This is a genomic window from Lyngbya sp. PCC 8106, assembly GCF_000169095.1.
Taxonomy (GTDB): Bacteria; Cyanobacteriota; Cyanobacteriia; order Cyanobacteriales; family Microcoleaceae; genus Capilliphycus.
Map to the genome: position 1 here is coordinate 232,327 of NZ_AAVU01000003.1, position 12,280 is coordinate 244,606.

Consider the following 12,280-nt stretch of genomic DNA (forward strand, 5'->3'; position numbering starts at 1 on the left):
CAATGTATACCTCTAATTTCCAAAATGTTACTACTGATAAAATTGTTGACTCTCTCCACCAAAAAGGATTTTTTGTGTTTGAAGAAGCTTTAACTGAAGAGTACATTGATGAGTTACTTCAAGAAGTTAATTTTAACCAAGTCTTAGTTAATGCGAATGATGTCGGTGTTGTTATAGCAAAACATCAGAAATTTTTAACTCATTGTCTCGCTAAATCTAAAAAAGCTTACGACTTAATTACCTCACCTCAAATTTTAGAGATTTGTGAAAACTACTTTCAGGATAGATATGTTTTAATTAATCATCGTATTTATCAAACTCAAAAAATATCTCATATGCCTTGGCATACAGACAATAATCGACAAGTTGGTAGACAACTTTCAAGTAAACATGATATGCCAGGATTGCTATTTTTATTTTATCTCTCTGATGTTACAAAAAATCCATTTCAGTTAGTTCAAGACTCTCATTTGTGGTCTCATAAACATAACCATGAAATTTATTTAAGTGATAATTTTATAGAAGAAAAATACAAAAAATATATTATAACTTTTCCCATGAAGAAAGGAAGTTTAATTCTTTGTAATATTCATGCAGTTCATCGGGCAGAACCTTTTAAAGATGACAATTATACTCGAAATACTCTACTTTTTCAAGTTGATCAAGTGGGTTGTAATGTAATTGGACATGGTGAAAAAAATTTAGTCAATACAGAGTTTATTGATAATATAAATCCGAAAATTATGAACTATTTAGGATTTGGTTATAAAACTGATTATCCTGCTTTTCCAAATACATCAATTGCGACAATGACCCTTCAAGATCTGATCAGTTTACATCGTCAGCTATTGACTTTAACGCTAAAAGCAAGCGCTAAAAACTTAGCACTCAGTCTATTACCGGGTGAAATCATAATTCAAATCAAACGACTTCTCTGGAATTGGAAATCTAAGCAAGTTAATACGGCAAAATTTAAAGACATTAAATGAAAATTTTATTGATTGGAAATTACGAACCTGATGCAATTATTAGCATGGAGAAATTTTTAGCTATCCTAGCTACCACTTTGCCTACATTTGGTCATCAGGTGCGAATTTTATGCCCTAAACCTAAGTTAGGAAACTTTCAAGCCACCTTAAAACCCATAGGAAAATGGTTAGGTTACATTGATAAAATTTTTCTGTTTCCGTTAGAACTGCATCAAGCATTATCTTGGGCTGATGTTGTTCATATTTGTGATCATGGAAATGCAATATATACTCAATATTTACAACACATTCCTCATGTTGTAACGTGCCATGATTTATTAGCAATTCGCGCAGGTTTGGGAGAATTTACAGAATACAAAACTGGCTGGACTGGTAAACAATTACAACAAATGATTATTAAGGGACTCAATCAAGCTCAAAGTGTAGTTTGTGTTTCTAAACAGACTCAAAAAGATTTATTACGTCTTTCATCAATTCCACCCGAGGCTGTTTCTGTAATTTATCAAGGATTAAATTATGCTTATAGTCCGATGAAATCCAACAAAGTAGAATATTATTTAGAAGCTTTAGGAGTCCCTAAAAATTGTCACTATATTTTACACGTAGGAGCAAATCATTGGTACAAGAATAGATTGGGTGTAATTTATATTTTTAAACAACTATTTTCTATCTATAAATCATCTAAACTGCATTTAATTATGGTTGGAAAACCTTTCACTTCAGAAATAAATGAATACATTCAAACTAATCACTTAAGTCAAAATATAATTGAACTCATTAATGTTGATTCAGAATATTTACGTGCGCTTTATTCAGGTGCAATTGCTTTACTCTTTCCCTCTTTACAAGAAGGTTTTGGTTGGCCAATTATTGAAGCTCAAGCCTGTGGTTGTCCAGTATTCACATCAAATCGTCCTCCTATGAATGAAATTGGAGGTGAAGCTGCAATATACGTCGATCCTGCTCATCCTCAACAAGTAGCTGATCAAATCATTTTTAATCTACCTAAACGAAAAGAAATAATTGATCAAGGTTTAATTAATGCTCAAAGATTTAAAACCGAAAATATGATTTTAGAGTACATCAAGATATATCAAAAACTAAAAACATAGAATTAAATTACAGTTAAAATATAAAAATTACATCAAATCAAACTTTTAATTCCGGATCAACGTAATAAGTTCTGTATTTTATTAAGTGTCTACTATTTTTAGATCTTTTACAGTTTTTATAAAATTTGTATGACGTTTGATTATAACACTCGTTGTCAGTCCTTGCCATTCACTTCAAGTCATACAAACCCACTCCGGATTTGTCAAGTCGTTGCTAGTATCAATGAGCAGACAGGCGGTACTGCTTTTGCCGTTACAAGTCTTGCTGAAGTTCTTGCTAATCAGGGAATATGTTCTTATTTATTTACCTTAGATTATCAGCAATGTGGTCAACAAGTTACAACACCAGGAGTTAAAGTTCATAGCTATCGTGCTAACCGAATTGCTCGCTATGTTCGAGGACTTCATCCAAGGGCTAGTCGTGCGCTGTGGGAATTAGCAGCAACAGAATTGGATTTAATTCACAATCATGGTTTGTGGATGTTTCCCAATCTTTATGCACGTCAATCTGCCCTGAAACATCAATTACCTTTTGTCATTTCAACTCACGGAATGCTGAGTTCGTGGTCTATCAAATTTCATCATTTTAAAAAATGTATAGCTTGGTTATTATATGAATACAAAAATTTATTAAGTGCTACAGTCTTTCATGCAACATCTTTGGAAGAATTATTGGCAATTCGGAGTTTAGGATTTCGACAACCTGTTGCAATTATTCCTAATGGAGTAGAATTTGAAGATCCAATTATTCAATATGATCGAGAGATTCTGACTCAATATTTTCCAGAGCTAAAAAACAAAAAGTGGTTACTTTTTTTGTCAAGAATACACCCAAAAAAAGGAGTAGATAATCTCCTATTAACATGGAAAATAATCTCAGAGATTTTCGACGATTGGCATTTAATTATCGCTGGGCCTGATTCATTAGGATATCAAACAAAACTAGAACTATTAGTCGCAGAATTAGGAATTCAGCAGCGTGTCACATTTACAGGGATGCTTTCAGCAGATAAAAAAAAGACTGCATTAACTAATGCTAGCTTGTTTGTTTTACCGACCCATTCTGAAAATTTTGGTATTGCAATTGCAGAAGCTTTAGCCTATGGAGTTCCAGTGATTACAACTAAAGGAGCGCCTTGGAAAGACTTATTAATCTATGAGTGTGGCTGGTGGATAGAAAATACACAACCCACACTTGCAGGTGCTTTAACTGAAGCCATGCAACTCTCAGATCAAGAACGTCAAGCAATGGGATTAAGGGGAAGAAATTTAGTCAAAACTCAATATTCTTGGAACTCAATTGCCCAAGAAATGTCAAAAGTATATCAATGGATTATCCGAGGATATAACCCGCCAGATTCTATTCATTTTTAGAAGATTGATTTCTGAAAAAAATCTAACTTACTCTTTTAAATTTATAGCCTCTCTATGCCCAAACATAACAAGTTTAATAAAATTCATCTTTGGCTTCCTAATATGTTTGAATTTAAAGGAGGTATTCAAGTTTACTCATCGTTTTTTTTAGAAGCTTTACAAAATATTAATAGCCAGATTCAATACGATGTTTTTTTAAAGCATGATACTCAGGCTTCTGACAAACTTGCTACTTGTAAAAATACTAACTTCCACTTTTCGGGAACATGGCCAATGAAAGCGAGAACTGGAATTTTTGCTAGTCAAATACTTAGTAGTGGAATTTTACAACATCCTGATCTGATTATTAGCACTCACCTGAACTTTACCATAGCGGCGGACTATTTAAAACGACTACGAGGTATTCCGTATTGGACAATAGCACATGGAATAGAAGCATGGAATATTCAAAATCCTGCTCGAAAAAAAGCACTTCATAATGCAGATAAAATTCTCTGTGTTAGCAACTACACACGCAATCGCTTAATTCAAGAACAACATCTCGACCCCAAAAAACTCTCTCTTTTACCGAATACATTCGACAGCAATCGATTTACAATTTCTAGCAAATCTTCCTATCTATTAGAGCGATATAAACTCAAACCAGAACAGCCCATTATATTAACAGTTAATCGTTTAGTCAGTCAGGAATCTTATCGAGGTTACGACAAAATTTTAGAAGTATTACCGCAAATTCGTCAAGCTATACCTAATATTCATTATATTATTGCAGGTAAAGGAGACGACCGACCTCGCCTAGAACAATCAATTGCTCAACATAAACTTCAAGACTGCGTTACACTAGCCGGATTTGTTCCTGATTCAGAACTTTGTGATCATTATAATCTTTGTGATGTGTTTGCAATGCCAAGTAAACTAGAAGGCTTTGGTATTGTTTTTTTAGAAGCTTTAGCCTGTGGAAAACCTGTCTTAGCAGGTAATCAAGATGGTGCAATTGATGCTTTGTATCAAGGTGAACTGGGAGCTTTAGTCAATCCAGATGATACCAAAGAAATTACTCAAACATTAATTAAAATCTTACAACAGACCTATCCACTTCCTCTGATGTATCAACCCGAAAAATTACGAAAAAAAGTTATTGAAATTTATGGATTTGAGCAGTTTACAGCTTGCTTAAATCAATATATTAGTAATTTTTAAAACTTTATCTACCCACAGGATCATCTGAAATGTCTCAAAAATTAGCCATCAAACCTCAAAACTGTTATCCTCATATTTGTCACGTTGTTGCCAGTATTAATGAAGAAGTTGGAGGGCCAGCTTATTCAGTTACCCATCTGACCCAAGCTTTATCTGAACAACAAATATTTCCTCACCTGTTCACCTTAAATTATCAAAAAGTTGGTCATCAACTGGCAACAAATGGAGTCAAACTTCATAGCTATAATGCAACTCCAATTGCTCGATATTTGCGAGGTTTTCAACCTAGTGCTTATCAACATCTTGAGCAACTAGCTTCTGCCGAAATCGATCTAATTCATAATCATGGATTATGGATGTTTCCTAATATTTATGCTCGTCAAGCTGCTTTGATTAATCAATTACCTCTCGTTATTTCTCCCAGAGGAATGTTAGAATCCTGGTCACTAAAACATAGTTGGTACAAAAAAAGATTAGCTTGGATTTTATATGAACGTAAAAATCTAAAGAGTGCGACTGCTTTTCATGCGACTTCAGATGAAGAAGTACAGTCAATTCGCCGACTCGGTTATAAACAACCCATTGCATTAATTCCTAATGGAATCACTATTCCATCACTTTCTAACTTACCCAAGCGAGAAGTCTTAATTCAAACTTTTCCCAAACTCAATAACAAAAAATGGTTGCTCTTTTTATCGAGACTACATCCGAAAAAGGGAATAGATAATCTTCTCTATGTTTGGCAATCATTAGTCAATCAATTTCCCAACTGGCACTTAATTATTGCTGGCCCGGATTTAATTTCCTATAAAGCAAAACTTGAATCTTTAACAACTCAGTTACAACTAACAGAAAAAGTTACATTTACGGGGATGCTATCAGGAGAACTGAAAGTCACCGCTCTCAGTCAATCTGATTTATTTGTCTTACCGACTCATTCAGAAAACTTTGGAATTGCTATTGCTGAGTCTCTCGCTTATGGTACTCCTGCTATCACAACTAAAGGTGCGCCTTGGAAAGAGTTAGTTGAATACAATTGTGGTTGGTGGATTGATGACAACCAAGAAGCATTAAAAAAAGCTCTACTCGAAGCAATAAACTTGTCAGATCAGGAACGTCAAGAAATGGGATATAAAGGACGAATAATGGTTGAGAAAAAATATTCTTGGGATGTAATTGCTGAGGAAATGTCAAAAGTTTATCACTGGATATTAGGAGAGGGTAATCATCCGAATAGTATTCATCTAGATTAACTATTTTTATGGAAATCATCAATCACTCCGGATATCTCATTTAACGTTGGAAGAAAGGGTTGGAATATGAGTATTTTAAGGCTCTAAAGTTACCCTAAACTCACCTACTTTCATGCGAATTACTATTGTGACAGGCCCTTGGCTTCCTGTTCCAGCCTTGCAAGGGGGTTCAACAGGAAGAATTTGGCAAGGTTTAGCAGAATCTTTTGCAACTCAAGGTCATCAAGTTAAAATTCTCTGTCGTTCCTATCCAGGTCAACCCAATCACGAAATTAGGAATAAAGTCACCTATATTCGTCGAGGTGGACTTCCTCAAAGCACAAATATTTATCTAGATTTAGTTAAAGATTTTGCTTATAGTTTGACAACATTTCCGACTTTACCTTCGGCAGATATTCTAATTATTAATGATTTTTGGTTGCCTGCTTTTGCCGCTACTTTTCGTCCGGATGCAGGTAAAATTGTCATTCATGCAGGTCGATTTCCAAAAGGTCAATATCGCTTAGGTTTGTATGCAGGTGTAACTCGGTTTGTGGCTTTATCTCGTGTTATTCAACAGGGAATAGCCCAAGAATATCCAGCCGCTATTCCTCGAATGCGAATTATTCCAAATCCGATTGATACTTCTATCTTTTCGCCTCCAACTTATCCTAAAGTTAATCGAACGGAAAAAACAATTCTATATGTTGGTCGAGTTCATCCTGAAAAAGGGATTCATCTTCTTATAGAAGCCTTTGGTATTTTAGTTCAAAAAAATTTTCCAGTTAGCTTAAAGATAGTCGGCCCCATTAAAGGAAATCAAGGAGGCGGAGGAGAAGAATATTTACGCATACTTAAAACTAAAGCTCAAGGTTTACCGATTGATTTTGTTGATCCAATTTTTGAGCCTTGTAAACTTGCTGATACTTATCGTTCGGCTGACTTATTTTGCTATCCTTCCCTAGCCGAAAAAGGAGAAGCTTTTCCAGTTGCACCTCTCGAAGCAATGGCAACAGGTTTAGTTCCTATTGTTTCTAATCTTGCTTGTTTTGAAGATTATATTCAAGACGGAATTGACGGCTACTTTTTTGATCATCGTAGTGAAAACGCAGTACAAAATCTCGCTGAAAAATTTGCCTTAGCTATTCAAAATTGGGAAAAAACGATGAATATTGGGCAAAATGTGGCTAAGAAAGCGCAGCACTATAGCTATGAACAAATTGCAAAAGTATATCTAGATGATTTTGCAGAATTAATTAATCAATAGAGAGATTAATTTTATATATTTAAAACTCAATTCTATAAAATTAAGTTCCGATTTTATGCTAGAAAAAATAACCCCTGTGATTCTCACTTACAACGAGTCTCCCAACATTGATCGCACGCTTAAACAGCTTACTTGGGCTAAACGAATTGTAGTTATTGATAGCTACAGTACAGACTCAACCCTAAAAATATTGAAGTCTTATCCCCAAGTTGAGATATTTCAACGAGAGTTTGATACTCATACCCATCAATGGAACTATGGTTTAGAACAAGTCACATCAGAATGGGTTTTGTCTCTCGATGCGGATTATCAGTTAACAGATAAACTGATTGAGGAAATCAAAATGCTTTCTCTTGAGACTCAATTTGATAGTTATTTTGTGCGATTTAGATACTGTGTTTTTGGTCAACCTTTACGAGGAACAATACTTCCGCCCCGAGAGGTTTTATTTAAACGAGAAAAAGGTGTTTATATTGATGATGGACATACACAATTATTAAAAGTTCAAGGTAACTCAGGAATGTTATCTTCTTATATTAATCACGATGATCGTAAGTCTCTTGGTCGTTGGCTATGGGCGCAAGATCGCTACATGATTATCGAAGCTAAAAAACTTCAAGAAACACCCGTATCAGAATTAAGTTTGAGTGATCGCATCCGACAAAAAATGATTTTTGCTCCTCTGATTATTCTCTTTTATTGCTTAATATTAAAAGGTGGAGTTTTGGATGGTTGGGCAGGATTGTATTATGCCTTTCAACGAACTTTAGCAGAAATTTTGCTGTCAGTTCGGTTAATTGAAAAAGAAATCAATAAAACTTAAATATTATATCGCAAAAATATTAATACAAGGCTGAAGTATATTCAATTAAATCAACTTATTCAATCAATAATTGTCTTAATTATTTTAAGTATAATTAAAGATCAACTTTTAAAAAGCCTTAATTCTTATGGGTTTAATTTGATCAAAATTAAGGCTTTAATTAGAAATTAGTAACTGTGATTTGCCAGAGTCAAAAACTTATGCAGTTGTTTCGTCATCAATCTTAATTAATTGTTGTTCTGACAATTGTTGTAATATTGCTTTGAGATCGCGATCGCATTGTTCAAGATCCACCTCATATTCAGTCAGTAAAGTGTCTCTAATTTCTGCAACCGTTTTTGGCTCCTGAATCAGATCCCAAATTCTTTTTCCGACTGGATTCAAACCATAATATGTTCCAGATGTTAGATGTAAAATCAAAGTCTCTCCGCCCAAATGAGTAGAGATTTGATCGGGAATAGCAACAACTTTTGATCTTTCTTCCATAGAACTTTATCTCAAACGACAAGCAGACAAAATTTGCTGTTTAGTGCTATTTATTATGGCTAAATAATAATCAAATTACCATTTTTGTCTCGCCCAGACTGTTCCTTTCCACAGACTAATAAATAAAGCACTGGTAATCAAAGCCCCTAAATTCCATTTAATCGAACGCTTAAAAAGGTTTTGGCGTTGGGTACTACGAGCTTCTTTTGCTCGAGTTGTGAGTTGTTTGTCGCTATTTTCTACAACAGTTGATAGACGATTTTTGATATCTTCAAATTGCTGGAAACTGTCAATTTCTGGTACACCTCCTTGAGGGTTAATCTGACTCAGTAAACTTTCCATTTCTGTCGGATTATTGACCGTTTTAAGTTGATCTTTAACTTGTTTAATCTGAGTTTGAACTTGATTAACCTGAGTCGAGATTTGTTGATTGGCTTGACGATCAATTCTCAAAGTATTAAACAATCCAAGAGGAATGAGTAATAAAAAGATAACTCCATAGAATAAAGTTAACCAAGATAAAAAACTCACAACTGGAATTTCCCAACGATCTCTGGAATTGCGTTCACCAAAAAAGATTAAGACAAATCCGAGGAGAGGAACAGCCACTCGTTCCACTAACTGTCCCATTGTTTGTAATTCCCAAGAAGGATTCATAAAGTCAGGTGGATACAAGATATCAATTAAGTCAAATAAACTCAGAACTAAAAATCCATATCCTACCCATCGAATGAGATTAATAGAACGTAGAAGACTGATATTAAAACGTCGTAAAACTTCTACAGATTGATTAGAAGAAGAACTATCTACTTGAGTCATAGCTACTAAGAAAAAATAAAAAGTTGACTAAATGAGATCGTCAACCCTCTCAGTTTAAACTGGGAAAGTTAGCAGACCACCATGTATACCAGGAAAACCAAGCTTTCTCTAAGACTTGATAAGCCGCTTCTGGGGAAGAATCTTCTAGAGGAATTGATAAATTTGCCCACAAACATCCCCGTTTTCGCAGTTGTTTTTGTCCCAAAAACCAGGGAATAAAGCGATTCCATTCTAGGGTATAAATAGACTGATTCTGTTGGTATTGCTTGCGAGTAAACGTACTGATTCCCTTCGGGTTGATACAAGCACTGAGATAAGCTTGATCTTGAGTAACGAAAAGCCCATAAAAACCGACTTTATCTTGCTGACGGACTAGAGGGAATGATGGAGAAAGCTGATATTTTTCAACCATTTTCTCTATATCTCCTCCGGTAAGATAGCGCATTTCAATATTCAGATCAATATTATTCTGAACATATTTATAGCGTTGATCTGGTGGCTTAAATAGGGATTCTTTATCAGTTTTTTCAACAGTAGAACTAGCGATATCCCACTCAGACAATGGCACTACTTCGGGTAAATTTATAGTTGCTTTGCTAAGAGTTTGAGTAGAAGATGCAAACACAACTCGGGCTAAAACTAAGATCACAAAGCTACCCGTAAATACTAACAGAGGAGTTCGCAGTTGATGCCAAAACTTCATAACTCATAACCCTCTATTTTATTTTCTTGGGGTTCCTGATCACTTTGTTGTAATAAAAACCAGCAAAATAACCCAAACAGCAACACAGCTATAATAGAAAAAACAAATGAACCATCGCGATGATGCCAATAGTCAAAAGCTTCTGTATTATTCTGTGCAACTAAAATAGCCAACAACATGACCCGAAATCCATTCACAAAAAATCCTATACTTAAAGCCACGATGGGTACAAAAATTTTCTGTATCCAATTCGTCGGAAACATCAGCAGAAACAGTAGTGCTAAACCTGACAAATGAATCATGGTTTCGATACCCGAACACCCCGGATAAACTTCTACAGTTCCGGTTGGTAAACTGATATATACTCCATTAAGTTTGGCTTCAAAACCGGAATACCACAATATAAATGCAGAAAATTTTGCTGTAATTGGTGAAATATCAACAATCCAAGGTTCTAGTAAACGAGGAGCGCCAATAAAAAATAGAGCGACTAACTCAGTCCAATATTGTTTTAATCCCCGAAAACCAGAGGCGAGTAACCCCAGTCCTAAACCTGACAAAACTGGAATCAAATCAAAGAAATTTCCCCCTAACGGAATTGAAGCACTTCTAATCAAAATGATAGCAATGAGCAAAAAACCAACGAGACTCGCAAATACTCCGCTTTCGAGTTTCAAGTCATCGCGTCTTTGCCAAACCAATGATGCAACAGCAGACCAAAATAAAATACTGGTGCCGAGTGTATTAGGATTATCCGCTCTCCAAACTAACGTCAGATGAATCGCCATCAAGCCGGAACCAATTGTTAAAAGCCAGAAGGGAGAGGTTTTGAGGCGTTGAAATAATACAGGATAAGTTGCATTCATAGCCATCAGCATTTATAGTCAGAAAACCCCCTCACTGAGAGAGAATGAAGGGGTTATTCTAGGTAATTTTATCAATCAATTAGGCATCAGAATTGACTTTGTTTTGGCGCTTTTCGTATTGTTTTTTCATCAAAGTTCCAGCACCTAAAGCAGATAAAGAACCCAAGATAGTAAAGGGTTCAGGAATCGGTTCAACATCGATTCCTGCAATGAAGAAGGAATCATTAGGTTGTAAAGCTCCAATCTCAACGACATCAGCAAATATATTTTCGAGAGATGTTCCAGAAAAGCTAAAAACACCAGAAGCACCTAGCACTTGATTGAGTAAGCTTTTACTGTTATCGCCATCTAATCGGAACGAGACGTTATCCTCTCCACTAGCTAGACTAAACAGAACTTCATTGACCTTGACCTTAGTTGAAAAATCAAGACTTAAAACTTCGTCATTAGCGATTCCTGGACGACCATTAACTTCAATAGGACTAACATTTCCGATCCCTAAACCAAATTGGCTTTGATTAATGTTTTTTGAAACTCCATTTAGAGTAGCACCAGTTGCGGTGACGTTTAATCCAGATGGAGAGAAAAAAGTTAACTCAGGAAAGAAGTCAACGGGTTGGCCAGGACGTCTGAAATCGATGAAGACAGCCTGTGCTGCTTCTCCCGCAGAGAAAGCGATTGCAATAGCTCCTGTCGTAGCGACTGATAATGTTTTTAGAACAGATGAAACTGTCATAACACAAATTCCCCAAAAAATCGTTGTTTACATTAGAAAGAGGCAACTAAAATCATTACCTCACAGATGAAATTACAAAAAAGTTGTAACTTCAAAGGTGGCTGGGTTCAATAATGTAGCTTTGGTAGTGTTCCCTTGTTGTTAAAAAACTCTTGATGACAGGCTTCAGTGCCAAATTTAATCCTTAACTTGTTGTGTTTATGGCTTGACCCTACCGTAAACTCTGAAGCCTGATCATTACTCCTCTTTTTTGATTTCCGAATCCTTCTCGGAGTTGAAGGTATAGTTACTGATTAGACTTAACCGTGTATTTACGGAGTTAAATCATTACTCCCCTTTTCCAAACTTGGAATACTTTTCCGGATTTACCACTATAGCTTTACAGACTCTTTATATTTTGTATACTGAACTTGAATTCAACTTTCAAAAATCACCCATTTTGTGAAAATTGTGAGAGTTTCAGTCTTCTTAAAATTACTTAAAGATTTGAGAGAAATTATCATAATTTGTGCCACGAAATAAGCGATCGCATCTCCAAAAACAGAAAATTTGCGATCGCTTTGTCTATTAAAAAATGGAAAAACACTTTATCTCAATCCCTTTATCTTCAAGTTAAAGGAATAGTTTAGAGAGTTAAAATCAACAGATCGAGGGTCGAATAACGAGAGTAAAA

Annotated in this window: 12 protein-coding genes; 7 read left to right on the top strand and 5 right to left on the bottom strand. The window is 35.2% G+C overall.

Annotated features, from left to right (window positions below; genetic code table 11):
• Positions 1-2: 2 nt before the first annotated feature.
• From L8106_RS03470 to L8106_RS03500, 7 genes are all read left to right on the top strand, one after another.
• Positions 3-989, top strand: a complete 987-nt coding sequence (locus tag L8106_RS03470; RefSeq protein ID WP_009782806.1) for a phytanoyl-CoA dioxygenase family protein — start codon at positions 3-5, stop codon at positions 987-989.
• Positions 986-2,101 (top strand): glycosyltransferase family 1 protein, encoded by a 1,116-nt coding sequence (locus L8106_RS03475; RefSeq protein WP_009782807.1) that lies wholly within the window; start codon positions 986-988, stop codon positions 2,099-2,101. The genes L8106_RS03470 and L8106_RS03475 overlap by 4 nt, the downstream gene beginning before the upstream one ends.
• Before the next feature lie 129 nt (positions 2,102-2,230).
• Positions 2,231-3,475 carry a glycosyltransferase gene (locus tag L8106_RS03480; protein WP_009782808.1) on the top strand — a complete coding sequence of 415 codons (1,245 nt, stop codon included), beginning with the start codon at positions 2,231-2,233 and terminating at the stop codon, positions 3,473-3,475.
• Between the two features lie 54 nt (positions 3,476-3,529).
• On the top strand, positions 3,530-4,675 hold the full coding sequence (locus tag L8106_RS03485; protein ID WP_009782809.1) for a glycosyltransferase: 1,146 nt from the start codon (positions 3,530-3,532) through the stop codon (positions 4,673-4,675).
• A gap of 29 nt (positions 4,676-4,704) precedes the next feature.
• A complete protein-coding gene (locus L8106_RS03490) occupies positions 4,705-5,928 on the top strand; it encodes a glycosyltransferase (RefSeq protein WP_009782810.1) in 1,224 nt (407 codons plus the stop codon).
• A gap of 112 nt (positions 5,929-6,040) precedes the next feature.
• Complete coding sequence (locus tag L8106_RS03495) at positions 6,041-7,174, top strand: glycosyltransferase family 4 protein (RefSeq protein WP_009782811.1); 1,134 nt, start codon at positions 6,041-6,043, stop codon at positions 7,172-7,174.
• Between the two features lie 55 nt (positions 7,175-7,229).
• Entirely contained in the window at positions 7,230-7,997 is a 768-nt protein-coding gene (locus tag L8106_RS03500) for a glycosyltransferase family 2 protein (protein ID WP_009782812.1), read from the top strand.
• Between the two features lie 198 nt (positions 7,998-8,195).
• Here L8106_RS03500 and L8106_RS03505 read toward each other — a convergent pair whose 3' ends face one another.
• From L8106_RS03505 to L8106_RS03525, 5 genes are all read right to left on the bottom strand, one after another.
• Positions 8,196-8,483: a PqqD family peptide modification chaperone gene (locus L8106_RS03505; protein ID WP_009782813.1), complete on the bottom strand. Its 288-nt coding sequence runs from the start codon at positions 8,481-8,483 to the stop codon at positions 8,196-8,198.
• Between the two features lie 75 nt (positions 8,484-8,558).
• The gene (locus tag L8106_RS03510) at positions 8,559-9,302 is read right to left on the bottom strand and encodes an HpsJ family protein (protein WP_009782814.1); all 744 of its coding nucleotides are present in this window, start codon (positions 9,300-9,302) and stop codon (positions 8,559-8,561) included.
• A gap of 49 nt (positions 9,303-9,351) precedes the next feature.
• Positions 9,352-10,005 carry a cyanoexosortase A system-associated protein gene (locus tag L8106_RS03515; RefSeq protein ID WP_009782815.1) on the bottom strand — a complete coding sequence of 218 codons (654 nt, stop codon included), beginning with the start codon at positions 10,003-10,005 and terminating at the stop codon, positions 9,352-9,354.
• Positions 10,002-10,877 carry a cyanoexosortase A gene (crtA, locus tag L8106_RS03520; RefSeq protein WP_039895457.1) on the bottom strand — a complete coding sequence of 292 codons (876 nt, stop codon included), beginning with the start codon at positions 10,875-10,877 and terminating at the stop codon, positions 10,002-10,004. Before crtA ends, L8106_RS03515 begins: the two co-directional genes overlap by 4 nt.
• A gap of 73 nt (positions 10,878-10,950) precedes the next feature.
• Positions 10,951-11,607 (bottom strand): PEP-CTERM sorting domain-containing protein, encoded by a 657-nt coding sequence (locus L8106_RS03525; protein WP_009782817.1) that lies wholly within the window; start codon positions 11,605-11,607, stop codon positions 10,951-10,953.
• Positions 11,608-12,280: the final 673 nt, after the last annotated feature.

What these genes read in the sequence shown, in the direction of transcription:
- L8106_RS03470 (WP_009782806.1), top strand. Translation starts at nt 3, where the DNA reads ATGTATACCTCTAATTTCCAAAATGTTACTACTGATAAAATTGTTGAC.
- L8106_RS03475 (WP_009782807.1), top strand. Translation starts at nt 986, where the DNA reads ATGAAAATTTTATTGATTGGAAATTACGAACCTGATGCAATTATTAGC.
- L8106_RS03480 (WP_009782808.1), top strand. Translation starts at nt 2,231, where the DNA reads ATGACGTTTGATTATAACACTCGTTGTCAGTCCTTGCCATTCACTTCA.
- L8106_RS03485 (WP_009782809.1), top strand. Translation starts at nt 3,530, where the DNA reads ATGCCCAAACATAACAAGTTTAATAAAATTCATCTTTGGCTTCCTAAT.
- L8106_RS03490 (WP_009782810.1), top strand. Translation starts at nt 4,705, where the DNA reads ATGTCTCAAAAATTAGCCATCAAACCTCAAAACTGTTATCCTCATATT.
- L8106_RS03495 (WP_009782811.1), top strand. Translation starts at nt 6,041, where the DNA reads ATGCGAATTACTATTGTGACAGGCCCTTGGCTTCCTGTTCCAGCCTTG.
- L8106_RS03500 (WP_009782812.1), top strand. Translation starts at nt 7,230, where the DNA reads ATGCTAGAAAAAATAACCCCTGTGATTCTCACTTACAACGAGTCTCCC.
- L8106_RS03505 (WP_009782813.1), bottom strand. Translation starts at nt 8,483, where the DNA reads ATGGAAGAAAGATCAAAAGTTGTTGCTATTCCCGATCAAATCTCTACT.
- L8106_RS03510 (WP_009782814.1), bottom strand. Translation starts at nt 9,302, where the DNA reads ATGACTCAAGTAGATAGTTCTTCTTCTAATCAATCTGTAGAAGTTTTA.
- L8106_RS03515 (WP_009782815.1), bottom strand. Translation starts at nt 10,005, where the DNA reads ATGAAGTTTTGGCATCAACTGCGAACTCCTCTGTTAGTATTTACGGGT.
- crtA (WP_039895457.1), bottom strand. Translation starts at nt 10,877, where the DNA reads ATGGCTATGAATGCAACTTATCCTGTATTATTTCAACGCCTCAAAACC.
- L8106_RS03525 (WP_009782817.1), bottom strand. Translation starts at nt 11,607, where the DNA reads ATGACAGTTTCATCTGTTCTAAAAACATTATCAGTCGCTACGACAGGA.